This is a genomic window from Klebsiella michiganensis (assembly GCA_000963575.1).
In the GTDB taxonomy this organism is placed as follows: domain Bacteria; phylum Pseudomonadota; class Gammaproteobacteria; order Enterobacterales; family Enterobacteriaceae; genus Cedecea; species Cedecea michiganensis_A.
Map to the genome: position 1 here is coordinate 4206237 of CP011077.1, position 23391 is coordinate 4229627.

The 23391-nt window shown below is 56.9% G+C and carries 21 protein-coding genes and 1 pseudogene; 9 read left to right on the forward strand and 13 right to left on the reverse strand.

All coding sequences use genetic code 11. The features are described from left to right. Nucleotides 1-472 precede the first annotated feature (472 nt). Nucleotides 473-1483, forward strand: a complete 1011-nt coding sequence (locus tag VW41_19390; protein ID AJZ91021.1) for a transcriptional regulator — start codon at nt 473-475, stop codon at nt 1481-1483. On the opposite strand, the gene VW41_19395 is transcribed toward VW41_19390, so the two are convergent. Continuing rightward, the gene (locus VW41_19395) at nt 1480-1929 is read right to left on the reverse strand and encodes a GNAT family acetyltransferase (protein ID AJZ91022.1); all 450 of its coding nucleotides are present in this window, start codon (nt 1927-1929) and stop codon (nt 1480-1482) included. The genes VW41_19390 and VW41_19395 overlap by 4 nt on opposite strands. A gap of 150 nt (nt 1930-2079) precedes the next feature. Between VW41_19395 and VW41_19400 the strand changes: the two genes are divergently transcribed. Then, entirely contained in the window at nt 2080-3111 is a 1032-nt protein-coding gene (locus VW41_19400) for a LacI family transcriptional regulator (protein ID AJZ91023.1), read from the forward strand. Here VW41_19400 and VW41_19405 read toward each other — a convergent pair. Next, nucleotides 3103-4365: a diaminopimelate decarboxylase gene (locus VW41_19405; protein ID AJZ91024.1), complete on the reverse strand. Its 1263-nt coding sequence runs from the start codon at nt 4363-4365 to the stop codon at nt 3103-3105. The genes VW41_19400 and VW41_19405 overlap by 9 nt on opposite strands. Before the next feature lie 306 nt (nt 4366-4671). Here VW41_19405 and VW41_19410 point away from each other — a divergent pair, with 306 nt between their 5' ends. After that, on the forward strand, nt 4672-5595 hold the full coding sequence (locus tag VW41_19410; protein AJZ91025.1) for a transcriptional regulator: 924 nt from the start codon (nt 4672-4674) through the stop codon (nt 5593-5595). Between the two features lies 1 nt (nt 5596). Here the strand turns inward: VW41_19410 and VW41_19415 are convergent, their stop codons facing one another. The 3 genes from VW41_19415 to VW41_19425 all read right to left on the reverse strand — a co-directional run bounded on the left by VW41_19415 (nt 5597) and on the right by VW41_19425 (nt 8683). Continuing rightward, nucleotides 5597-6763 (reverse strand): arabinose transporter permease, encoded by a 1167-nt coding sequence (locus VW41_19415; protein ID AJZ91026.1) that lies wholly within the window; start codon nt 6761-6763, stop codon nt 5597-5599. A gap of 203 nt (nt 6764-6966) precedes the next feature. After that, the gene (locus VW41_19420; GenBank protein AJZ91027.1) at nt 6967-7665 is read right to left on the reverse strand and encodes a racemase; all 699 of its coding nucleotides are present in this window, start codon (nt 7663-7665) and stop codon (nt 6967-6969) included. 79 nt (nt 7666-7744) lie between these two features. After that, nucleotides 7745-8683, reverse strand: a complete 939-nt coding sequence (locus VW41_19425) for a LysR family transcriptional regulator (GenBank protein ID AJZ91028.1) — start codon at nt 8681-8683, stop codon at nt 7745-7747. A 242-nt stretch (nt 8684-8925) separates the two neighbouring features. Between VW41_19425 and VW41_19430 the strand changes: the two genes are divergently transcribed. From VW41_19430 to gabD, 4 genes are read left to right on the forward strand one after another with little or no spacing between them, the layout of a single operon-like run. Continuing rightward, nucleotides 8926-10287, forward strand: coding sequence for a major facilitator transporter (locus VW41_19430; GenBank protein AJZ91029.1), 1362 nt, complete (start codon nt 8926-8928; stop codon nt 10285-10287). A 32-nt stretch (nt 10288-10319) separates the two neighbouring features. Further along, nucleotides 10320-10817: an aldehyde-activating protein gene (locus tag VW41_19435; protein AJZ92026.1), complete on the forward strand. Its 498-nt coding sequence runs from the start codon at nt 10320-10322 to the stop codon at nt 10815-10817. 9 nt (nt 10818-10826) lie between these two features. Beyond that, nucleotides 10827-11870, forward strand: a complete 1044-nt coding sequence (locus VW41_19440; protein AJZ91030.1) for an alcohol dehydrogenase — start codon at nt 10827-10829, stop codon at nt 11868-11870. Continuing rightward, nucleotides 11867-13312, forward strand: coding sequence for a succinate-semialdehyde dehydrogenase (gabD, locus tag VW41_19445; GenBank protein ID AJZ91031.1), 1446 nt, complete (start codon nt 11867-11869; stop codon nt 13310-13312). Before VW41_19440 ends, gabD begins: the two co-directional genes overlap by 4 nt. 259 nt (nt 13313-13571) lie before the next feature. Here the strand turns inward: gabD and VW41_19450 are convergent, their stop codons facing one another. Next, nucleotides 13572-14681, reverse strand: a complete 1110-nt coding sequence (locus tag VW41_19450) for a major facilitator transporter (protein ID AJZ91032.1) — start codon at nt 14679-14681, stop codon at nt 13572-13574. A gap of 111 nt (nt 14682-14792) precedes the next feature. Between VW41_19450 and VW41_19455 the strand changes: the two genes are divergently transcribed. After that, the gene (locus tag VW41_19455) at nt 14793-15566 is read left to right on the forward strand and encodes an AraC family transcriptional regulator (protein AJZ91033.1); all 774 of its coding nucleotides are present in this window, start codon (nt 14793-14795) and stop codon (nt 15564-15566) included. Here VW41_19455 and VW41_19460 read toward each other — a convergent pair. Both VW41_19460 and VW41_19465 read right to left on the reverse strand, forming a co-directional pair. Beyond that, a complete protein-coding gene (locus tag VW41_19460; GenBank protein AJZ91034.1) occupies nt 15563-16183 on the reverse strand; it encodes a lysine transporter LysE in 621 nt (206 codons plus the stop codon). The genes VW41_19455 and VW41_19460 overlap by 4 nt on opposite strands. A gap of 64 nt (nt 16184-16247) precedes the next feature. After that, nucleotides 16248-16886: a TetR family transcriptional regulator gene (locus tag VW41_19465; protein AJZ91035.1), complete on the reverse strand. Its 639-nt coding sequence runs from the start codon at nt 16884-16886 to the stop codon at nt 16248-16250. A 65-nt stretch (nt 16887-16951) separates the two neighbouring features. Here VW41_19465 and VW41_19470 point away from each other — a divergent pair, with 65 nt between their 5' ends. Next, nucleotides 16952-18145, forward strand: a complete 1194-nt coding sequence (locus VW41_19470; GenBank protein ID AJZ91036.1) for an MFS transporter — start codon at nt 16952-16954, stop codon at nt 18143-18145. On the opposite strand, the gene VW41_19475 is transcribed toward VW41_19470, so the two are convergent. From VW41_19475 to VW41_19495, 5 genes and pseudogenes are all read right to left on the reverse strand, one after another. Beyond that, a complete protein-coding gene (locus VW41_19475) occupies nt 18142-18819 on the reverse strand; it encodes a semialdehyde dehydrogenase (GenBank protein ID AJZ91037.1) in 678 nt (225 codons plus the stop codon). The genes VW41_19470 and VW41_19475 overlap by 4 nt on opposite strands. 58 nt (nt 18820-18877) lie before the next feature. Continuing rightward, nucleotides 18878-19797 (reverse strand): annotated as a pseudogene (locus tag VW41_19480) (oxidoreductase). A gap of 104 nt (nt 19798-19901) precedes the next feature. After that, nucleotides 19902-20471 carry a hypothetical protein gene (locus VW41_19485; protein AJZ91038.1) on the reverse strand — a complete coding sequence of 190 codons (570 nt, stop codon included), beginning with the start codon at nt 20469-20471 and terminating at the stop codon, nt 19902-19904. A gap of 96 nt (nt 20472-20567) precedes the next feature. After that, the gene (locus VW41_19490; protein AJZ91039.1) at nt 20568-21419 is read right to left on the reverse strand and encodes a short-chain dehydrogenase; all 852 of its coding nucleotides are present in this window, start codon (nt 21417-21419) and stop codon (nt 20568-20570) included. A gap of 249 nt (nt 21420-21668) precedes the next feature. Continuing rightward, the gene (locus VW41_19495; protein AJZ91040.1) at nt 21669-23219 is read right to left on the reverse strand and encodes a chemotaxis protein; all 1551 of its coding nucleotides are present in this window, start codon (nt 23217-23219) and stop codon (nt 21669-21671) included. Between the last annotated feature and the right edge of the window lie 172 nt (nt 23220-23391).

Below are 23391 nucleotides of genomic sequence, written 5' to 3' on the forward strand. Positions count from 1 at the left end.
ATTGTCTCGCGCCACCGGCGGTGAAACCAGCGGCAAAAAGCAAGGGAATGAGCCCAAGTGCAACCAGGTGTTTAAATTCTCGATTCTTGTTACAGGCGGTGGGATTCAGGCAAAAAAAAACCTGCGCATCCGCGCAGGTTGGTGTAATTCATAGGATCAGCAATTAATCGCTGACTTCACCTATCAATACCTCTGGGACCACAAATGTAGCAGCGGAGTCCTCAGTTAAGCTACGCTGAAATCGCAACAGCCGACTGCAAAATGTAAGCAAAGATTTGGGCAGAAACGTTTAAAAATCCGTAACATGCACTAAAAAGAGGCAGCCCGGTGAGAGAGGTGTAACCGTTACACGCTTTCACCTTGATTTTGTTCCAGTTTGCGATATACCCATCAGTTGTTGCCTTGCAGTCATCAGGGATTTCCGTAAAACTAAACGCAGTGTAAACGATTACCCCTAACAGGAAGGCCTTTCATGGCGACAATTAAGGATGTGGCTCGGCTGGCTGGTGTGTCTGTCGCCACGGTTTCACGCGTCATCAACCACTCCCCAAAAGCCAGCGACGCCTCAAAGCAGGCGGTGAATAGCGCTATGGAAGCGTTGAATTATCATCCCAACGCTAATGCGCGGGCGCTTGCCCAGCAAGCCACTGAAACCATTGGTCTGGTGGTGGGCGACGTTTCCGATCCTTTCTTTGGCGCTATGGTAAAAGCCGTTGAACAGGTTGCCTACCGCACCGGCAACTTCCTGCTAATCGGCAACGGCTACCACAGCGAACAAAAAGAGCGCCAGGCCATCGAACAGCTTATTCGCCACCGCAGCGCTGCGCTGGTCGTTCATGCCAAAAAACTTCCCGATGAAGAGCTGATTTCTCTCATGAAACAGATCCCGGGTATGGTGCTCATCAACCGCATCGTGCCCGGGTTTGAGCAGCGCTGCGTTGCGCTGGACGACCGCTACGGAGCCTGGCTCGCCACACGGCATTTGATTCAGCAAGGCCACACCCGCATCGGCTATATCTGTTCCAACCATCAGATATCGGACGCAGAAGACCGCCTTAAGGGCTATTACGACGCGCTCCGCGAGCACAATATTCCCGTGAATGAGCGGCTGATAACCTTTGGTGAGCCCGACGAAAGCGGCGGCGAACAGGCCCTGACCGAGCTGTTGGGGCGCGGTAAAAACTTCACCGCCGTGGCCTGCTACAACGACTCAATGGCCGCCGGGGCGATGGGCGTGCTGAACGACAACGGAATTGATGTTCCCGGTGAGATTTCACTGATTGGTTTTGATGACGTGTTAATTTCACGCTACGTGCGACCGAAGTTGACCACGGTTCGCTACCCGATTGTCACCATGGCGACTCAGGCGGCAGAACTCGCGCTGGCGCTGGCAGAGAACCAGCCGCTGCCGGAGATCACCCACATGTTTAGCCCAACGCTGGTTCGTCGCCACTCGGTGGTCTCGCCGGGCGACAACAGTTAAAGCGTAAGTTGATAAAGATGTACGGGCTGGTCGGGGTAATCCAGCCCGTCGCCGATATAGCGCCAGCCAAACCGTTCATAATAGGCCTTACAGGCCGAATACAGATATAAAGACCCAAAACCCAGCCCACGGGCATATTCCGCGACGTGCCGCTGTAAAAGCTCGCCCAGCCCCTTCCCTCGCTGGCTTTCATCAATATACAGCGCCGCCAGCCAGGGCCAGAGATCCTGCCGACTGATCAAATCACAGCGCCACAGTCCCACGGTCCCGACAATCTTTTCACCCTCCAGCGCAATAAACGTCAGGGGCATTTCGCCTTCCCGCTGGCTGGCGGCAACAATAGACGCAAAAAAGTCTCGGCTTTCCGTACTGCCAAAGGCCTGCCAAAGCCACTCCGTCACTTGTTCTGCGTGCTGAGGGGCCTGGTACAACGGGACAATTTTCACAACGATATACTCCTAAAAACCCTCACCAAATTCCTAAAGCGTGATCTGGTACGACAATTTGCACGGCGAAACGGCAAGGCCGCTTGTGAGCGAAACTCCTGTGATAAACTGCTGGAAAATCGCGACAGCGTCCAGATCGGGAAGGAAACAATGGTAACAATGTTAGATGTCTCGTTACGCGCAGGGGTTTCCAAAGCGACGGTATCTCGCGTGTTAAACGGCACCGGACAGGTTAAAGCAAGCACCCGCGAACAGGTGTTTAAGGCCATGGAAGAGCTGGGCTATAAGCCTAATTTTCTGGCACGATCGCTGGCAAACCGCAGCAGCAACAGCATCGGGCTGGTTGTCTCCACCTTTGATGGCTTTTACTTTGGTCGCCTGCTGCAGCAGGCTTCACGCCGCACGGAATTCTACGGTAAACAGCTGATCGTCACCGACGGGCATGACACACCGGAAAAAGAGCTGGACGCCGTGCAAATGCTGGCGGACCGGCACTGTGACGCCATTGTTCTCTACACGCGTTTTATGAGCGAGCGGGCGCTGATGTCGCTGATGGAAGCCATTCAGGTGCCGCTGGTGGTTATTAACCGGGACGTCACCCAGGCCCGTGAACGCTGCGTCTTCTTCGAACAACAGGATGCCGCATTTCAGGCCACCGAATATCTGATCCAGCAAGGCCACCGAGAAATAGCCTGTATTACCGTGCCTATCTCCACGCCAACCGGCAAGGCTCGCCTGATGGGCTACCGGAAAGCGCTGCAAAAACATGGTATTGCGTGGGACGAAAACCGTGTGAAATACGGGGATTCCAGCATGACCGAAGGGCACCATCTGTGTCAGGAGCTGCTGACCAGCGGCGTCAGCTTCAGCGCACTGTTTTCCTGTAACGACGATATGGCGCTGGGGGCCTCCAAAGCGCTGCACCAGGCCGGAATTCGTATTCCACAGGATATTTCGCTGTTCGGCTTTGACGACGCGCCGAGCGCACAGTGGCTGGAGCCAGCGCTGTCCTCCGTCTACCTGCCTATCGACAATATGATCATTACCGCAATCGATCAGGCCATTAAGCTGGCGAGCGGTGAACCGTTAGCGCCGATCCCACCGTTCGTGGGGACGCTGGTACTGAGAGATTCCGTTGCGCCCGGCCCCTTTTTCGAGGCCGGACGAAAAGTATCAAAGTAATTCGAGGGCCAGCAGTTCCTGAATCGTCTGGCGGCGGCGAATCAGGCGGGCACTGCCGTTATCAAACAGCACTTCCGGCAGCAGCGGGCGGCTATTGTAGTTAGACGACATTGAAGCTCCGTATGCGCCGGTATCGTGCAGGACCAGGTAATCCCCCGGTTTTACCGGCGGCAGCAGGCGAGTTTCTACCTTACCGCCTTCCTGCTGGGTAAACACATCCCCGGACTCGCACAGCGGCCCCGCCACAACGGTTTCCCTCGCCGGCAGTGCAGCCAGATCCCGCCCGTCACCCGCCAGCGCGGAAATATGGTGATAGCTGCCGTACATCGACGGACGCATCAGATCGTTGAAACCGGCATCGATCAGTACAAAGTGACGGGAACCCATATCTTTCACCGCGCGCACCTGTGAGACCAGCACGCCAGCCTCCGCCACCAGGAAACGGCCCGGCTCGATCTCCAGCTTCACCGGGTGTCCCAGATGAGCCGCAATTTTTTCACGAGCGGCATTCCACAGGCCGTAATAATGGTCAGTATCGATGGTTTCCTCACCTTCACGGTAAGGAATAGACAGCCCGCCGCCGGCCGAAATCGCCTCAAGATCCTGACCAAAGTCGATCACCTGCTGCACCATCGCACCGCAAACCTGCTCGAGATGACCATAATCCACGCCTGAGCCAATGTGCATATGAATACCGATCAGGTGGATCCCGTAGCGCTGCATAGCCTCCAGCGCTTTCGGCATATCGCTCAGCCAGATGCCGTGCTTGCTGTTCTCACCACCGGTATTGGTTTTCTGGCTATGCCCGTGACCGAAGCCCGGATTAATGCGCAGCCAGACGCGGTGCCCCGGAGAGATTTCGCCCAGTTGATGCAGCATATCCACAGATCCGATGTTGACCGGAATTTTCTGCTCGGCCACCAGCGCCAGCGTGGCGGTATCAATCACGTCGGCGGTAAAGACGATATCGTCCGGGTTTTCCAGCGGCGTGTAGCCTGCCGCCAGCGCACGCTCGATTTCACCCTGCGATACCGAATCCACCTTTACGCCCTGCTCACGCATCAGCTTCAGGATGTGAATATTCGAGCACGCCTTTTGGGCAAAGCGAATCACATCGAACTGGCGCAGCTGGGCAATCTGCTGCCGGATGATTTCAGCGTCATAAACCCAAACCGGACAGCCAAATTCGGCGGGCAGGGTCAGCAGGTTTTGCGCATTCAGCGCGGTGGTGGTGTCGTGCAGCGAGCGTGGCATGGTGAACTCCGGGTAACGGTCATTTTCTTTATTACGCCACAGAGAGTGAGGGATAAAAAATATCGTTTTCTAGCGAGTCTATTCAAATATGATATGGTTTAGATAATACCCCTCACCCTAACCCTCTCCCCTGAGGGGAGAGGGGACAGTAAATTGCCCCTATGCAATTTATTTTTCACCCTCGCCATTTCTGGGAAACGGCCGGGTTAAGGGCAATCACTCAACGCCTCAGCAAACCAGTTTTTCCCCCTCGCCCTTCCAGGGTGAGGGTCGGGGTGAGGGTAAACAACATCAGCGGAACAAACCATGCCAGCCATCAACCTGCGCCATATCGAAATCTTTCACGCTGTGATGACAGCCGGCAACCTCACCGAAGCCGCAGGCCTGCTGCACACCTCCCAGCCTACGGTCAGCCGGGAACTGGCTCGCTTTGAAAAACTCATCGGCCTGCAGCTGTTCGAGCGCAGTCGGGGCCGTCTTTACCCCACCGTTCAGGGGCTGCGGCTATTTGAAGAGGTTCAGCGCTCCTGGTACGGGCTGGATCGTATCCTTAATGCCGCCGAAAGCCTGCGCGAGTTCCGCCAGGGCGAGCTGTCCATCGCCTGCCTGCCGGTGTTTTCTCAATCCTTTTTGCCGCGCCTGATGCAGCCGTTCCTGGCCCGTTACCCGGACCTCAGCCTGAACATCGTGCCGCAGGAGTCGCCGCTGCTGGAAGAGTGGCTTTCCGCCCAGCGCCATGACCTGGGGCTGACGGAAAACGTCACCACGCCTGCCGGAACGGAACGCCAGACCCTGCTCACGCTGAACGAAGTCTGCGTCCTGCCTGCCGGGCACAAACTCGCCGCGAAAGCAGAACTCACGCCGCAGGATTTTGCCGGGGAGAATTACATTAGCCTGTCGCGTACCGACAGCTATCGCCAGCTGCTGGACTCGCTGTTTCAGGAGCACGACGTGAAGCGAAGAATGGTGGTTGAAACCCACAGCGCCGCGTCCGTCTGCGCGATGGTCCAGGCGGGGGTGGGCGTGTCGATTGTCAACCCGTTAACCGCGCTGGATTACCACGCGCGAGGGGTGGTGGTGCGCCGGTTCAGCGTGGCGGTGCCTTTTACCGTCAGCCTGATCCGGCCTTTGCACCGCCCGGCCTCAGCGCTGGTCAGCGCGTTCAGCGACCGCCTACAGCACAGCATGCATCTGTACAGTGACCCGCTGAACGCGCTGCTCAACCGCTAGCTTACTGCTCTGTTACGGGCTGCTGGTGGCCGGAGCCATTACTGAAGTTAATCAGGCAAATAATCAGCCCCACAACCGCTAATCCGGCCGCGGCCACCGGCACCGCCGTCAGGCCGTACCCACGTTCAATCACCGTCCCGCCAACCCACGCGCCCAGGGCATTACCCACGTTAAAGGCGGCAATATTAAGCGTGGAGACCAGGTTCGGCGCCTCTTTGCCGTGCAGCACCACATTGATTTGCAGCGCAGGCACGGTGGCAAACGCCGCCATCGCCCACAGGAACAGTGTGATTTCCGCAAGCCATGCTCCGTGGCTGGTCCAGCGGAACAACAGCGAGAAGACGGCAATCAGGCTGAAGCTAAGGATCAGGCTGAACGACACGCGCCAGTCCGCCAGGCGTCCCCCCAGAATGTTACCCACCGTCAGCCCCGCGCCTATCAGGAACAGCGTCCAGCTCACGCCCCTCGGCGTAATCCCGGTGACCTGTAGCAGCATCGGCGCCACATAGCTGAACAGCGCAAACATCGCGGCAGAGAAGAACACCGTCATGCTGAGGGACAACCAAAGCTTGCCGTGCGCCAGCGCTTTGATTTCGCTTTTTAAGTCGGTGGCCTCTTCATCCTTCTGCGACGGCAGGCTGACCACCAGGGCCAGGAAAGCAATGACCCCGATAACGGCCACGCCCCAGAAAGTGGCTCGCCAGCCGTAAAGCTGCCCAAACCAGGTTCCAATGGGCACGCCCAGCACATTGGCCAGCGTTAAGCCGGTAAACATCAGCGCCACCGCCGAAGCCTTGCGTCCGGCGGGCACGAGGCTTGCCGCAACGACGGCACCAATCCCGAAGAACGCGCCGTGGCACAGCGCCGTGATAACGCGCGCCAGCATCAGGAAGTTGTAGCTCAGCGCCAGGGCGCACAGCAGGTTGCCGACGATGAAAATCACCATCAGCAAAATTAACGACAGCTTGCGCGGCAAACGAGCGGTGAGCAAAGCCATGATTGGCGCGCCAATGGCAACCCCCAGCGCATAGCCGCTGATAAGCCAGCCGGCGACGGGAATGGAGACATGGAGATCCCCCGCCACTTCGGGCAGCAGCCCCATAATCACGAACTCCGTCGTGCCGATGGCAAACGCACTCATCGCCAGCGCCAGTAAGGAAACAGGCATTGTATAACTCCGGTTGCAGACATGATGAATAGCCATTGCTGTGCGCAATCGCCTGTAGTGTGAGGATTTCAGAGGAGCAGCTTTTTGGAATAATGTGCGCTACATAACAAATTTATAACACATAAGAGGCCGGGCATGACCCGGCACGGGGTGGGGATAAAGTAGGCACGACATTTAATTTATTGATGGTAAAAGAAAAACACCTATTCTTCACCGCACATAAAGAGAACTGCATCGGCGGCGTGAATTGCTGCGGTGTCAAACACCGGCAGCGGACAGTCCCGCTGACCAAGCAGCAGACCAATTTCGGTGCAGCCGAAGATAACCCCCTCAGCACCCTGCGCCTGCAGCGCCTGAATGACCTGCTGATAATAGCGCTTCGACTCTGGGTTAATGATCCCGAGGCACAGCTCATCGAAGATTATCTGGTTAATTCGCTGACGTTGGGACGCGTCCGGAATAATAGAGCGGATGCCAAACTGCTCCTGCAGGCGGCCACGATAAAAGTCCTGCTCCATGGTATAGCGAGTTCCCAGCAGAGCAACCTGACTTACTCCGTGCGCCGCAATCACTCGCCCGGTAGCGTCGGCAATATGCAGAAATGGCAAAGCGCAGCGGGACTCAATATGCTCCGCGACTTTGTGCATGGTGTTCGTACACAGCACAATGCCTTCGGCACCGGCCTTTTGCAGCCCCAGCGCCGCCTCGGCCAGCATCTCACCGGCTTTGTCCCACTCGCCGGCAGACTGGCAAGCCTCTATCTCGTGAAAATCAACGCTGTGCAGCACAATTTTGGCCGAGTGCAGCCCACCCAGACGCTGTTTGATCCCTTCGTTAATTAACCGGTAGTAGGGAATGGTGGATTCCCAGCTCATGCCGCCCAGCAGCCCAATCGTTTTCATTCTTATCCCCTGTTTGCTGTTTCCCTCCGGTTATAACCTTTATCCCGGTAAGAAAAAAGCCTCAGACGGGAGGCTGACATCAGCCGACAGCTAATGCATCAGGTGAGGGTAACGCTCGCTGAGCGAGTGGCTCTTCTTCCCCCCAGAACCGGACTATCTCCGCCTGCACCCAGTCACAAAAATAGCCGACGCGCGGCAGTTCCCGCTTGCCCTGTGGGATCTCCAGCCAGTAACCATTCCCGCTTTCAAGCTCCAGCTCCGCCAGCGGCACTAATAATCCCCCACGTAGCTCGTTGCGGATCATCATCCTGTCGAGCACCGCGTACCCCGCCCCGGTCACACAGGCGTTGATCACCTGATCCTCAGTGCTGAACTCCAGCCCGCCGGAAAGCAGACTTTCATTTTCACCGGTCGCCGCAAGCCAGCGAGACCAGTTATCCAGCCGGATCTCACCGTTAAGAATATGCAGCTGCGGCTGGGATGCCAGCGGCGGAAAAACGCCATCAATCATCAGCAGCGGGCTGGCCACCAGCAGCAGTTTTTCATGGCACAGCCACTGCCCCCGGCCTTCGCTTTCCTGGCGGGTGCCAAAGCGGATGGCGCAGTCAAAATCGCTGTATTTCTGCCGGGTTTCGCTGATAAGGGCAATTTGTAGCTGGCCGTTACGCTGACGAAGCGCCACCAGTCTCGGCGCCAGCCAGCGGGTGGCAAATGTCGGGGCAACCTGCAGGCGCAGATGCTGTAAGGGGTTGCGAAGCTGAACGTGGCAAACGCCCTCTTCAAGAATATCCAGCGACTGGCGCACTACCGGTAACAGCAGCACCGCATCCTGAGTCAGCTCCAGCCCGCTGTGGGTACGAACAAACAGCAGTTTGCCGAGAAACGCTTCAAGCTGCTTGATTTGCCGGCTGGCGGCGCTCTGTGTAATGCACAACGCCTGCGCCGCCTTGCTAAAGCTAAGCGTCCGGCAGGTCTCTTCAAAGACTCTTAACATGCTGAGTGACGGGAGTTTTCTCATTGTTGTCATCATCCGCGGGCAAGCACCAGTCATGTTAATAATATGTTTCTAACCGGCCCTGAAACGCCATCCCCCCGCGCAGCTATTTCTGCAAAACAGGAGAGGGATCACATGCGTTTTTTGCCTGGGGGTATGACTAAAACGCACTCGCCTGCTGATGCGCTTTGCTGCCACATTGTTAACGCAACTGAAACATAAAAAATACAAATACCCTACAAAACCACCTCACAGGAGGAGGCGTCATGTCCCACCTGACACAACAGTACACCCGTATGGATGACGTGCCGTTAAACCGTTTCCATATCAAAATCGCCGGTCTCACCTTCGGCGCACACTTTACCGACGGCTACGTGCTCGGCGTCATCGGCTTCGCGCTGGCTCAGATCAAACCCCAAATGGGATTAACGCCCTTCTGGGAAGGGATGCTCGGCAGCTCGGCGCTGATCGGCTTGTTTCTCGGCAGCCTGGTGTTGGGCTGGATCTCCGATTACGTTGGCCGCCAGAAGATCTTCTGCTTCAGCTTTGTGGTGATCACGCTCGCTTCAGCGCTGCAGTTTTTCGCGACAACGCCAGAACAGTTGTTCTTCTTGCGGGTAATGGTCGGTATCGGCCTCGGCGGCGACTTCTCTGTCGGCCACACCATGCTGGCGGAGTTTTCCCCACGGAAACATCGCGGCGTCCTGCTCGGTTCATTCAGCGTGATCTGGACCTTTGGCTACGTGGCCGCGGGTTTTGCCGGGCACTTCTTAACGGCGCTTGGCCCGGACGCCTGGCGCTGGCTGCTCTCCTCTTCGGCCCTGCCCGCGCTGATTATTCTGCTGATGCGCATCGGCACGCCAGAATCACCGCGCTGGCTGATGGGCAAAGGGCGACGAGAAGAAGCTATGGCGATTGTCCGCAAGTACTTCGGCCCTAACGTACTGCTGGTGGATGAAGCCCCGGTCGCCTCGAAACAGCGCTTTATGTCGCTGTTCGGGCCGAAATACCGCCGTCGTACCGCCTTTAATAGCCTGTTTTTTGTCTGCCTGGTGATCCCGTATTTCGCCATCTACACCTTCCTGCCGTCGATTCTGCAGGTCATGGGGCTGAACAATAACTTCACCACCGATCTGCTGCTAAACGCCCTGCTGATCGTCGGCGCGCTCCTGGGGATCTTGCTGACCGTTGTCTGCTCGCGCCGCGGCTTCCTGATCGGTTCGTTTGTCTTCCTCGCCGCCTGCCTGGTGATGCTCAGCATCATTCCGGTCAGCCAGTCCGGCTGGTTAATTCTGTTCTTTGCCGCTTTCACGCTGGTGATGTCGGCGGTCAGCAATCTGGTGGGCGTTTTCCCGGCCGAGAGCTTCCCGACGGAAGTGCGTTCCATGGGCGTCGGCTTTGCCACCTCCATGAGCCGCCTCGGCTCCGCCATTGGCACCGGTTTATTGCCGCTGGCCATTCTGAATTACGGCATGCAGGCCACCACCGGCATGCTGGCGCTGATCCTCGTCATCGGTGCCATTGTCTCTCTCGCCTGGGCGCCAGAAACCAAAGGGCTAACCCTGGTAGATGCCGCTCACGATCCGGCCCAGCGCCACGGCAATGCCGCCGCTGAACCGGCTAAATAACGCTCACGCTTAACAGGAGAAATTTCGTGGAAATGTATATCGGAGAAGGGTTTGAAGGTAACGGCGTTAACGCCTCGCACATCAACATCATGATTGGCCCACGCAGCGGCGTGGTTGGCCAGGCTTTTTCCAGCAGCCTCGCTTCACCAAGCCAGGGTCACTGCCCGTTTATGGTGGTGATCAAGCCTAACGTTCCGGCCAAACCGATGACGCTGTATGTCAATAAAGCGGAAATCAGCGGCGAACTGCACGGCAATGCCACCTGGGGTGCGTCTCAGGCCGCCATCGCCAAAGCGGTCACCGAAGCGCTGCTGGACGGCACGCTGCCGCCGGAAGCGGAAGACAACTGGTGCATCGTCACCGCCAACTGGGTGAACCCCGGCTGCAACGATATCGATGAGGTGTACCACAACAATTATCGCGCCTGCCGTCAGGCCATCCGCGCGGCGATGGGCAAACTGCCGCAGCGCAGCCAGATTGCTGACGCACTGCCGCAGCTCGGCAACCCTTTCTACACCCCAAAAGCCTGAGGAGGCGAAATGGAATACGTCAATCTGGGCCACAGCGGCCTGAAAGTTTCTCGCCTGTGCCTTGGCACCATGAACATGGGCAGCAAGCAGTGGAAACCGTGGATTTTTGACGAGTCGCAAAGCGAGCCGCTGATCCGCCACGCGCTGGAGTCCGGCATCAACTTTATCGACCTGGCAGATTTCTACTCCAGCGGCGCCGGGGAAGAAGTGGTCGGCAACGTATTAAAACGCATTGCCCGCCGGGATGATCTGGTACTCACCACCAAAGTGGGCTACCCCATTGGCACCGGATTTAACAACCAGGGCCATTCACGCAAGCACATCATGGAAAGCATCGACGGCAGCCTGAAGCGCCTCGGCACCGACTACGTCGATATCTACATGCTGCACTACTTCGATGTGAATACGCCCGTAGAGGAAACCTGGGCGGCGATGAATGACATCGTCCGCAGTGGTAAAGCGCGCTACGTCGGTGTTTCAACCATGTACACCTGGCAACTGGCAAAAATTCTTTGGTGCTGCGAGCGCTATGGTTACGCAAAACCAATCAACATGCAGCTGCAGCTGAACTGCGCCTACCGCGAAGAAGAGCGGGAAATGATCCCCTTCTGCCGCGACCAGGGGCTTGGGGTTTCAGTCTTCAGCCCGCTCGCTCGTGGCCTGCTGAGCTGCGACTTTAACTCCGTGCGCAACCAGACCGACTTCTTCACTCAGGAGATGTATGCGGACCTTACTTCCCGCAACGTCGCCCAGTCCGTCAGCCATGTAGCTCAGCTGCGCGGCCTGCCTCCGGCGCAAATTGCTCAGGCGTGGGTACTGAACCACCCCGGCGTGGACTGCATGCTGGTTGGCGCGGATTCCGTGCAGCAAATTGACAGCGCAGTTGCCGCACTCAGCACGGCGCTTGATGAAGATGAACGCTACGAACTGGAGCGCAACTACACGCCGTGCGACGTCATCAACGACTACACGGCAGGCAAACGCATCGCACGAGAAGGCCGTGCCGCACGCGGCCTGTTTATCGACAACGTAACCACAAGGAATATCGCATGAGCAGTTTTGACGCACTGGTCCGCACCGGCTGGTACTGCAACGGTGAATGGCGGGATGCCAACGAGCGCTACGCCGTATTAAATCCGGCAACCGATGAAGTCGTTGCTCAGGTAGCAAACGCCGGAACAAAAGAGACAGAAGCGGCCATAGCCGCCGCGCACGCCGCCCTGCCCGCCTGGCGAGCATTAACCGCCAAAGCCCGTTCGCAGATCCTCCAGCGCTGGTTCGCGCTGATCGTCGAGCACCAGGCCGAACTGGCGGAATTGATGGTCACCGAACAGGGCAAAGTACTGGCGGAAGCCAAAGGCGAAGTGGCCTACGCCGCAAGCTTTATCGAATGGTTTGCTGAAGAAGCTAAACGTGCCAACGGCAAAACGATCCCTTCCCCGAAAGTCGGCAACCAAATTCTCACCTTCAAGGAGCCGGTTGGCGTGGTAGCGGCCATCACCCCGTGGAACTTCCCGCTGGCGATGCTGACCCGCAAACTCGGCCCTGCGCTGGCGGCCGGCTGCACTGCCGTGATTAAACCGGCGAATGAAACGCCGCTTTCGGCCTTCGCGCTTATCGTGCTCGCCGAGCAGGCAGGCGTTCCGGCTGGGGTGATTAACGCCGTCACCGGCGACACAGTGGCAATCGGCAGCACGCTGATGGCAAGCCCAACGGTACGCAAAATTTCCTTCACCGGCTCCACGCCAACCGGCAAGTTACTGATGCGTCAGGCGGCGGATACCGTGAAAAAACTGTCGCTGGAGCTGGGCGGTAACGCGCCGTTTATCGTCTTTGACGATGCGGATATTGACGCCGCCGTGGAAGGGGCGATGGCCGCCAAATTCCGCAACAGCGGGCAAACCTGCGTCTGCGTTAACCGCTTCTACGTCCAAGACGGCGTGTATGAGCAGTTTGTCGAGAAACTCGCCGCCGCCGCAAGGGCGCTGAAGGTTGCCCCAGGCATGACGCCGGGTGCCCAGCAGGGGCCGCTGATTCACCAGAAAGCGGTTGAGAAAGTGGAAGCCCATGTAAAAGACGCCCTTGAGCACGGCGCGCGCCTGCTGTGCGGCGGCGAGCGTCACGCCCTCGGCGCATCGTTCTACCAGCCTACCGTGCTGGCCGACGCCACCGAATCCATGCTGCTGGCCCGCGAGGAAACCTTCGGCCCGCTGGCGGCCTGTTTCCGCTTCAGCGGCGAGCTGGAGGCGATTGAACGCGCCAACTCTACGCCGTTTGGCCTGGCGGCCTACCTCTACACTCGAGACCTGGCCCGGGCTTTCCGCGTCACCCAGCAGTTGGAAAGCGGTATGGTTGGCGTTAACGAAGGCATCATCTCCACGGAAGTGGCACCTTTCGGCGGCGTGAAGGAGTCCGGCCTCGGCCGCGAAGGCTCCGACTGCGGGCTGGAAGAGTACCTGGAAACCAAGTATGTGAATCTGGGTGGGTTGCTGTAACAGCGAAGCCGGTTTGAGTTGGATCGGCTATCGTTCCGTTCCGCAGGAACGCCCCTCACCCCGGCCCTCTCCCCAAGGTGGAGAGGGGGAAAATAGTGCAGTGGAATTTATTTATTCCCTCTCCCTTTCAGGGAAAGGGTTAGGGTGAAGGTCATCCCCCCAAATGGGAGAGAGGGGGAAATCGTGCACTGGAATTTATTTATCCCCTCTCCCTTCCAGGGAGAGGGCTTGGGTGAAGGTCATCCCTACAGCAAGAGCATTACCCTCGCCGATACCCCCGCCCCACGAGCACCACCCCCACGGCACAAACCACCAACGTGATCCCCAACTGCTGACCCCAGCCGGATACCATCAGCCCAATGCCTATCAGTAAATAGTAAGCAAAGCCGAACAGCGCCCCGGCCGTACCCCGGCAATCAGCATAGGCACTAAGCGCGGTGCCGAGCACCACCGGAATCGCCATTGAAAACGCAATCATGACCAAAAACATCGGGGCTAAAAACCAGAGGCTGTGCATCAGTAACCCGGCGCTAACGCTGCCCGCCAGCCCTATGACACTCGCCACATTCAGCAATATTTTAGCGCTCAGCCCCCGTTTCATCAGGACATGATTAAGCTGCGCCCCCGCCAAAGAACCGAGCGCCAGCCCGCCGCCAGTCAGGCCAAAAGCGGCGGGGCTAAAGCCTAAGGATTGAAACAGAAATGGCCCCTGGCTGTAGTAGCTAAACAGGCTGATATTGAACAGCGCCACCAGTCCGATTGCTCGCCAGATCTGCATGTCCCGCAGCAGACGCCTCATCACCGCGACAAACCCTTGCCGGGCGTTCAGCGGCGGCCTTGTTTCCTCAAGCTGCCACGCACTCCAGGCCAGCAGAGCAATAGCCAAACCTGCCAGCAGGTAAAATACGCCTTCGAAACCTGCGGCGGAGACAATCACCCCGCCCAGCCAAAGGCCCAGCGCCGGGCTCACCGCCAGCGCTATACCCATAAAGGAAAATATTCGCGCCAGCTCACTGCCGTTAAAACGATCGCGCAGCACCGTTTGGGTGACTACCGATCCCGTGGCCGCACCAAAAGCCGCCAGCATACGTGCCGCCAATAGCAGCATAAAATGCGATGCCGTGAGCGCCGCAAACGCACCTCCCGCATAGCAAAGCAGCCCCAGCAGCAGCGCCGGTTTACGACCTAAAAGATCGCAAATCCTTCCCCAAAAAAGCACCCCGGCGGCAAAGCCCAAAAAGTACAGCGAGAGCGTCCAGCCCGCGTCCTGGGGGGTTACAGAAAAATGCCGGGCGATATCGGTCAGCGCCGGACTATAAAGAGTTTCCACCATCTGCGGAAACATCAGCAGCGCCGTTAATAGCGCCATGTCACGAGGTATGTTCACCTGACGACCTCCTTAGAAAGAGGCGCCATTGTAGGCAAATGGCAAATGCTCCATTATAAACATCATGACATTTAATATCGGAAATCAGACATCATGAGCTGGCTAAGTGCGGATGCAGAATTTAACCCTGACACGCTGAATAACAGCGTGATTGGCGTGCAGGCTGAACTTGGAGATCATGATTCCGGGCTGCATCGGCACCGTATGGGGCAACTGCTGTTTACCCGGGAAGGCTGCGTGAAGCTCACCCTGGATGAAGGCCGGATGCTCTCTTTACTGCCCCCGGGCAAAGTCGCCTGGCTCCCCGGCGGCGTAAGCCATCGGGCAGAAATGAAAAGTAGCGTAGCCTACCGCTCAATCTGGTTCGACACAAAACGCTACCCCACGCTGCCCACCGACGCACAAGTGCTCAACGTCACGCCATTGCTCAATGAGCTACTGGAAAGGATTTCGGCCAGCCCCTGGGAAACTGACTGGGAACATGGCCCGGCCACGCACATGGCCGCCCTTTGCGTGGCGGAACTGCACGCCGCGAGGGAAGAGCCGATGACGCTGCGCTTCCCGCTGGATAAACGGCTGCGCCACCTGAGGGGTGACACGCTGCCGCTGCCGCTCAACGAACTGGCCGCTGTGAGCGGCGCAAGTGAGCGTACCATTGGGCGTATTTTCCGCCGGGAAACCGGCCTGTCCTACCAGCAATGGCGGCAGCAGTGGCGTTTAATGAAGGCGGTGGAAATGCTGGCAAGCCACAGGCGACTCACCGATGTTGCGGGGGAACTCGGTTTTTCTAGCGACAGCGCCTTTATCTACTTTTACCGCAGCATGACCGGCCAGACACCGGGCATGCTGACGGCGAAACAGGCTTAACGTCGGCTACTTGCCAGCTTCGCGGCAAACAGCAGGAACACGCAGCCGGTGATGCGATCCATCCATTTTACGACCCCTGGCTTTCGGAGCACGCCGGAAGCGTAGCGCGTGGCAAGAATCAGCGTCAGGGACCACAGCGTACCGAGCGCCACATGAATGGAAACTAGCAGGAAAGTCCAGAGGATCGGGGAGTGCCCGGCGGGAATAAACTGCGGCAGGAAAGAGACGTAAAACACGCCCATTTTCGGGTTAAGCACGTTGCCTAACATTCCGCGTAAAAACCAGTTGTTGGCGCGGGTTGATTCAGCAGCAGCGAGGCTAAAACTCTCCCGAGGACGCACAAGCAACTGAATACCCAGCCAGCATAAATACGCCGCACCGCACCACTTCAGCAGGGTGTAGGCAAATTCAGAAACCGCCAACAGAGCACCCAGCCCAAAGGCAACCAGCGCGCCCCATACAAAACAGCCGACGTCGATGCCAAGCGCGGCATGAAAAGCTTTTTTGCCCCCTTCTGCGGCGGCGGTTCTCAGGATAAGCGCGGTATCAAGGCCGGGGGTAAGCGTGAGCAAGGTGGCGGCTAGCGTGAAAGCAAAAAGCGCATCAGTGACGGACATTTTTCTGACTCCGAAAACGATAAATCTACTGAAATTCGGCCAAGCCGACAATGCCCTGACAGCGTTATTTTTCGCCGTAAACCGTCCCCTCCATCGCCACGATAACGCCGGCAGTTCCCCTGTCGATCAGGTCAAGAAACACGGCGGCAGCGGCGGCGTTACTCCGCGTCTGACTAAAAGTCCGGTGAGCCAGAATCAGCGCCGTACTCCACGTTGCCAGCACCAGTCCCGCCGCCAGCTGGGTTTGCGGATCGTGCTTTTCAAGGCCAGCCCCGGCGGCCAGTTCATACGCCAGCACCTGGGTAAATTCATCTCGTATCTCCCGGGCTCTCGCCTTAAGCGCCGGGCTGTTCTCAATCGTCGAGACAAACCCCTGCCCGGCAACGGAGAAGGCCACCACCGGACTGTTTTGCACGACCAGGTGGTGAGCAAAGCGGCGCAGCGCTTCCAGCGGCCCGGTGTTTTTATCCCGCTGGTGCAGCGCATGGCGCAGCATCTCCAGCCCCTCTTCTTCGCGATCGAAGAACATGTCCTCTTTGCGCGGGAAGTGGTTGAACACCGTCATTCTTCCCACCTCTGCCGCCGCGGCGATTTCATCAATTGTCACCTGCTCAAACCCCTTCTCCAGAAACAGCCGGGTGGCGACGTTAGATATTTTCTGGCGGGTGGCGAGTCGGTTAAGCGTTCGGCGATCGACGGACATTGACAGGATCCTGCTGAATGGATAATTATGTACTGAGTATATATTGGTACTTAGTACAGGTAAACATGAACAAAGCGCTGGTTGTGATTTTCTCCACCATTTGCCTGGATGCCGTCGGCATTGGCCTGGTCTTTCCCATTCTGCCGCGCCTGCTGGAAGAGGTGACGCACACCCCGGATATCGCCCACTGGATCGGCATCATGACCGCGCTGTATGCCCTGATGCAGTTTGTTTTCGCCCCGCTGCTCGGTGCGCTGAGCGACAACTATGGCCGCCGCCCCGTGTTACTCGTTTCTCTTGTCGGGGCCGCCGTGAACTATCTGATCATGGCCTTCGCACCGCACCTGTGGATGTTGTTGCTGGGCCGCGCCATCGCCGGGCTGACCAGCGCTAACGTCTCGGTGGCAATGGCTTACATCACCGACGTCACCCCGGCAGATAAACGCGCCCGCCGCTTCGGGCTGTTTAACGCCATGTTTGGCGCCGGGTTTATCATTGGTCCGGTGCTTGGCGGCCTGCTGGGCGATTATTGGGTGCGGCTGCCGTTTATTGCGGCGGCGGTGCTAAACACCGTTAACCTGCTGATGGCGCTATTTATGCTGCCAGAATCCCGCGAACCCACGCGCCAGCGGTTCAGTTTTGCCGTGCTTAATCCCCTGCAGCCTTTGCGCCGGATTTTCACCCTGAAAGGGCTTATCCCGATTGCGATGGTCTTTTTCATCCTGAGCGCAACCGGCGAAGTGTACGGCACCTGCTGGGCGCTCTGGGGGGCCGATACTTTCGGCTGGAACGGGCTGTGGATTGGACTTTCTCTCGGCGCTTACGGCATCTGCCAGACGCTAACGCAGGCGCTGCTTCCCGGCCCGATAACCCGCTGGCTGGGCGAGCGCGGGGCGGTGCTTTTCGGCATCTTTAGCTCGTGTATCGCGCTGGCGATGCTGGCCTTTGTGCAAGCAGGTTGGCAGGTGTTTGTGATTATGCCGCTCTTCGGGCTCGGCGGCGTCGGCGCCCCGGCCCTGCAGGCGTTAGCCACCCGCAGAGTGGATGAAGCGAGTCAGGGGCAGCTACAGGGGATTCTGGCTTCAGCGGTCAGCCTGGCGTCTATCATTGCCCCGCTGGGCTTCTCAAGCTTCTATTTTGTGGTGCGGGAATCCTGGCCCGGCGCAATCTGGCTGTCGGTGATTGTGGTGTACGTCATTGCCGTGCCGCTGGTGTTATTCAGCACTCGCGGCAGACAAGCCGAGCATAATCCAGCCTAGCGACGGCGGTCGGCGCAGGCCACAATGTCCGGCTTCGCCATAATGGTTTTTTCCACGCCGAAACGCGTGATATTCAGCATGGCGTTGCCGATGTCGATAATCGATAAAAATCGCTTGCCGGTAGTGGCGCTGATAAGACGCATTACCGGGGCAATAACGGTATACAGGAGCCGGTAAGCCGGCGTTCGGGACTGCACTTCCGGCGTCGGCAAAATAACCGCCGGACGGAAGATAGCGGCCTTGCCAGGGAATAACGCCAGCAATGCGTTTTCCACTTCACCCCGCACCCGGGCCCACATCTGCGAGCTTTTCCCGCTATTGTCTGCCCCCGCTCCGGAGACATAAATAAACTTCATCTGCGGACTGCGGGCTTTGAGCTGTTCCGCCACCCGCAGCGTCATGTCGTAAGTGACCCGCCGATATGCAGCCTCGCTGACGCCGGAGGAGCTGATCCCGGCGCAGAAGAAACACGCATCCACATCGCTGAATAGCGGGTCTGTCGCGTCGAACGTCAGCAGGTCGCCGCTCACCACGTAACGAAGACGGGGATCGTGCTCGCCCTCAGGCTGTTTCCTGACGAGCAGTATAATGTCGCTCACGTCTTTTGCCGCCAGGCTCGCCAGCAGAACACCCTGCCCGACCATGCCGCCGGAACCTACAATCACAATTTTCATGCGCCCTCTCTGGCCGATGCTTTATGTGTCGGCCACCTTTTCGGTGGCCGCTCTGGTATCAATTTAGTAGATCTGCCGTCAGATCCCACAGGCGCGCGGCGTTAGCTTTATCCAGCGCCCAGCCGGCCACCACGGAAAACTCGGCCATGCGGTCCCCGCTGGTACGGGTAATCAACTCCGCCTCGTTACAGTCGGCAAAATAACGCCCACCAATGCCTTCCAGATCCGGTAGCGTGGCAACCATTATTGATGTGGCGGCCCCTTGCTGGGCGCTTTTCCACAAATGTTCCGGGACCGGCAACTCACCGGAGTGGCGCTGCAGATTAGATTTAATTGCGCCGGGCATGACTGCATTAACGAAAATGCCATCCTCAAGCCAGCGTCGGGAAGCTTCGACGGCGAACAGCACCAGCGCCGTTTTTGACTGTGCATAAGCCGTCCACGGATCGTAAGGACGAATGTGGTAATGAATATCATCGAACACAACGGGGCTAAAATGATGCGCGCTGGAGCTAACCATCACGACCCTTGCCCCCCCGCTGTTTTCAGCGCCTCATGCAGCCCTGTTGTTAAGGCAAAATGGCCAAGATAGTTGGTCGCAAACTGCGCCTCCCAACCTTCGGAAGTGCGGGTTTCTGGCATTGCCATTACGCCAGCATTATTAATTAAAATATGCAGCGCACCGGACCAGGAAGAAATAAAATCGGCAATAGAACTTCTGTTGGTTAAATCTAAATAGGCAACATGAATTTTTTTATTACCGGTGCTTTTAATAATATCTTCGGCCGCCTGTTTACCTGCATCCATATTTCTTACCGCCAGCGTAACCTCAGCGCCAGCGCTCGCCAGTGCTCTGGCGGTTTCCAGACCAATGCCCGAAGCCGCCCCGGTAACTACCGCGCGCTTAACGCTAAGATCCTGGCCTTTAATAATATCATTGGCGGTACTATTAAAATTAAACTGCGTTTTAATGTTCATATTTAATCACTCTGAAATTTTAAAAAGGGCGCAACAAAGAGCAGGTGATAAATAAAACACCAGCTCTTTAAGCTATATTTAATGGGCCAGTAATGGCTTTAACTTCAGACGGTAATAGCCCGCCACATCATAGTAAAACCGAGCTGCAGCAATTTCTCTTTGTCTGCCGGATGCCTGACGATTTGCTCGCTGGTGGCATCAGAAATATTTTGAATAATGGCATAGATAAACGTTTTGCTGTCGGTAACAAACAGCGACTGTTTAATGGCCTCATCAAACATCTTATCCGCCTGATTTAGCGCCTCCGGCGTGCTGGCGAGCGTTTCCGGGGTAAGCAGATCCGACACCGTCAGCAGCCTGAGAACCTGCTTTCCTTCAGGATTCTTCAGCGCCCATTCCGTGTAGCCTCGCCAGATGTGTACTATCTGCGTACGGAAGTCGGCATCCTTTGGATAGCCGGCCACCAGCAGGTCGGACATATCCTGCTTCAGCTTTAAATAGACTTCGTTTAGCAGCTGATCTTTTGTGGGGAAGTAGGTAAACAGCGTGCCTACCGCCACCTCCGCTCGTTTCGCAATGCTGGCCGTGGTGGCCGACAAACCGCTTTCCGCAATAATCGCCACCGCGGCGTCCAGAAGTGCCGCCTGTTTTTGCGGACTTAGGGGTCTTGCCATTCCAGCGTCTCCGGGGTCAATAAAATATCCGGATAGTGTAATAGATTTAGCCACCGGGGTTTCAGCTTTGCTCCCACTTGCGGCGGGAACGGCACATTACTCAGGAATAAATCCGGTTTTGCCTTCAATCACCACCGAGGCCGACAGCGCTTTTTGCTCCTCCAGCGACTGCAGGCTCTTCTCATAGCTGCCCTTGAGGATTTGGAACGCATCCGCACCGAGCGCAGTTCTCAGCGGCGGCTCCGCCTGCTGGCTGAGGGTATAAATAGCATCGGCCATTTTCTGCGGATCACCGGCGTTGCTCTCTTCGCCGTGCTCGGCAATCCAGCGGCGCAGCTGCCCCACGGTACCGTTTTTGTAGGCTTCGGACTCTTCCGTCCAGCGTACATTCGCCTGGAAGTTAGTTTTAATCGAACCTGGCTCGATAATTTGCACCTTGATGTTGAACTCCGCCACTTCCTGCGCGGTACTTTCAGCAAACCCTTCCAGGCCATACTTCGCCGTATGGTAGAACGCCCCGCCAGGGAAAGCGACGCGGCCGCCCATGCTGGTGATGTAAATCAGGCGGCCTTGTTTTTTAGCGCGTAAGGCCGGCAGGAATGCGCGAGTGATGTGCACCGGCGAAAGCAGGTTCAGGGCAAACTGATGCTCAATTTCCTGCTCGGTGAACTCTTCCATCGCCCCGATGATAGCCCCCCCGGCGTTATTGACGATGACGTCGCTATCGCCGTGCTTTTTGGCGATCTCTGGCAGGCTGGCAAAGTCAGTCACATCCAGTTTTTCAACGATAAGCTGCGCGGCAAACTGCTGCTGCAGCCCGGCCAGAGCGGCAGGATTACGCACCGCGGCCACAACGGTATTGCCCGCTTCCAGCACGCGGCGGGTCAGCGCCAGGCCCAGGCCACCGGAAGCTCCGGTGATAAACCACTTTTCAGTTTTAGACGTCATCTTTGTATCCTCGGTTGATAAGCGCGGCGCGTGGCCTGGCGGCTGTGTGTTGTGAGTGTTGTGGTCAACCCATTAAATGACTGACCACTCACTCAATTATAAAACTGGCGATTTAATTTGCAATACGTGGGAATGAAATTTATCCATCGGTTAGGTGGGAACGAAAACAAAAAGCCTATTTATCAATTTGCTGGAGGGAAATTTTTTTTGATAAGAAGGGGCACTCTTCTGCCCCAAATCTAAAAAGTACTATGCGCCGTGCAGCGTAAAGACACGAATGCTGCTCAGCAGCATGCCGGACTGTTCCTTCAGCGAACCGCTGGCCGCGGAGGACTGCTCAACCAGGGAGGCGTTTTGCTGAGTGGTGGTATCAATCTGCCCCATCGCAGCATTTATTTGCGCGATACCGTCGCTTTGCTCATTACTTGCTCTGGCGATTTCATCCACCAGCTGCTGCACGCGGGCAACATTTTCAACGATCTCCTGCATACCTGCGTCCGCTTCTGTCACTAGCTTACGACCATCGGTTATTTTGTTCACCGACGCGCTAATAATTTCACGAATCTCTTTCGCGGAAGCCGAACTTCTCTGCGCCAGGGTTCTGACTTCCCCTGCCACCACCGCAAAACCACGCCCTTGTTCTCCCGCTCTGGCAGCCTCAACGGCGGCATTTAATGCCAGGATATTCGTCTGGAAAGCAATACCTTCAATGGCCGTGATGATATCGGTCATCCTGCCTGCATCATCATGAATTTCGCCCATTGCATCGGCAACAACATGCATACGTTCGCTGTTAGCCTTTACCATTTCCCCGGACTCATTAAACAGCGTATTAACCCGATGGGCATTGCTGGCGGTGCTCTTGATGGTCGACGTTAACTGCTCCAGCGTCGCGGCAGTTTGCTCAACGCTGGCAGCCTGTTCCTCTGTTCGCGAGGCCAGATCCTGGTTACCGGCATCTATTTCATCGGCAGCAAGGGCAATACTTTCCGCCCCGGTGCTGACGTTCCGCACCGTGCTTCCCAGCGAAGTAATCATCTCTTTTAATGACCGCATGAGTTGTCCTAGTTCGTCCCGGGAATGCACATGCACCTCTGCCGTGAGATCTCCCTGCGCCACCTTGCCGGCCACGTTAACTGCCTGCCGTAACGGATGCGTAATACTGCGGGTTATATACCAGGCCGTTGCCGCCCCAAGGGCCACACCAAACGCTACCAGCAGCAGCATGAGAAACTCATTATTCCGGGAGTTAGTCTGGATACTGGTATGCGTGTTGTCGATAAGCTGCTTTTGGAAATCCAGCAGGGCCTGTAGCGCCTGTCTGTATTCTTCGCTTACCGGGATAAAACGTTCCGAGATATAGGTATCCATGCCCTCATGTTCACTCCGCTCAGCCCGGGCTAACCCCTCAGAACGAACCTGCAAATACTTTTCTCGCACTGGCACAAGATTAGCCAGCAGGTGTTTACCGGTTTCTAACGCAATCAGAGACGTGAGCTGAGACTGGACTCGGGTTGTTACCGCCGAATTCTGCGCAATGCTGGCGAGCAGTTTTTTACGCAGTATTGCATTTTCCGTTCCCATTGCCGCGATAGCGTTCCCGCTGCTTTTATCGACTTGCGCCAGCCATTCCTCGACCAGCCTTTCTTTGAGCAAATGCTGGTTAATCATCTCATCAACAGCATGGACATTGTTGCGACTGAACAAGCTGGCGCCGATCCCCATCAGAATCATCAACAACAGTAGCAGGAAAAAACCGCCGCTCAGTCTTACGCCTACACGCAAATTACTTAGTTTCATTCTCGTTCCTTAGAAAACCACATCCCAGAGTCCTCCCCGGCGAATGCGCGAGGGAATGGCGTGTTTTGTAACCACGTTGTTAACCGATATCGGAGGTAACGTTTTTTTCTGCAGGCAAAAACCAGGGGGGAACGGTCGATAAAGCAGCATTTGGGTCCGAAACAATCCCTTA

Coding starts and splice junctions, on each gene's coding strand:
- VW41_19390 (AJZ91021.1), top strand. CDS start 473: ATGGCGACAATTAAGGATGTGGCTCGGCTGGCTGGTGTGTCTGTCGCC.
- VW41_19400 (AJZ91023.1), top strand. CDS start 2,080: ATGGTAACAATGTTAGATGTCTCGTTACGCGCAGGGGTTTCCAAAGCG.
- VW41_19405 (AJZ91024.1), bottom strand. CDS start 4,365: ATGCCACGCTCGCTGCACGACACCACCACCGCGCTGAATGCGCAAAAC.
- VW41_19410 (AJZ91025.1), top strand. CDS start 4,672: ATGCCAGCCATCAACCTGCGCCATATCGAAATCTTTCACGCTGTGATG.
- VW41_19415 (AJZ91026.1), bottom strand. CDS start 6,763: ATGCCTGTTTCCTTACTGGCGCTGGCGATGAGTGCGTTTGCCATCGGC.
- VW41_19420 (AJZ91027.1), bottom strand. CDS start 7,665: ATGAAAACGATTGGGCTGCTGGGCGGCATGAGCTGGGAATCCACCATT.
- VW41_19425 (AJZ91028.1), bottom strand. CDS start 8,683: ATGAGAAAACTCCCGTCACTCAGCATGTTAAGAGTCTTTGAAGAGACC.
- VW41_19430 (AJZ91029.1), top strand. CDS start 8,926: ATGTCCCACCTGACACAACAGTACACCCGTATGGATGACGTGCCGTTA.
- VW41_19435 (AJZ92026.1), top strand. CDS start 10,320: ATGTATATCGGAGAAGGGTTTGAAGGTAACGGCGTTAACGCCTCGCAC.
- VW41_19440 (AJZ91030.1), top strand. CDS start 10,827: ATGGAATACGTCAATCTGGGCCACAGCGGCCTGAAAGTTTCTCGCCTG.
- gabD (AJZ91031.1), top strand. CDS start 11,867: ATGAGCAGTTTTGACGCACTGGTCCGCACCGGCTGGTACTGCAACGGT.
- VW41_19450 (AJZ91032.1), bottom strand. CDS start 14,681: ATGGCGCTATTAACGGCGCTGCTGATGTTTCCGCAGATGGTGGAAACT.
- VW41_19455 (AJZ91033.1), top strand. CDS start 14,793: ATGAGCTGGCTAAGTGCGGATGCAGAATTTAACCCTGACACGCTGAAT.
- VW41_19460 (AJZ91034.1), bottom strand. CDS start 16,183: ATGTCCGTCACTGATGCGCTTTTTGCTTTCACGCTAGCCGCCACCTTG.
- VW41_19465 (AJZ91035.1), bottom strand. CDS start 16,886: ATGTCCGTCGATCGCCGAACGCTTAACCGACTCGCCACCCGCCAGAAA.
- VW41_19470 (AJZ91036.1), top strand. CDS start 16,952: ATGAACAAAGCGCTGGTTGTGATTTTCTCCACCATTTGCCTGGATGCC.
- VW41_19475 (AJZ91037.1), bottom strand. CDS start 18,819: ATGAAAATTGTGATTGTAGGTTCCGGCGGCATGGTCGGGCAGGGTGTT.
- VW41_19485 (AJZ91038.1), bottom strand. CDS start 20,471: ATGGCAAGACCCCTAAGTCCGCAAAAACAGGCGGCACTTCTGGACGCC.
- VW41_19490 (AJZ91039.1), bottom strand. CDS start 21,419: ATGACGTCTAAAACTGAAAAGTGGTTTATCACCGGAGCTTCCGGTGGC.
- VW41_19495 (AJZ91040.1), bottom strand. CDS start 23,219: ATGAAACTAAGTAATTTGCGTGTAGGCGTAAGACTGAGCGGCGGTTTT.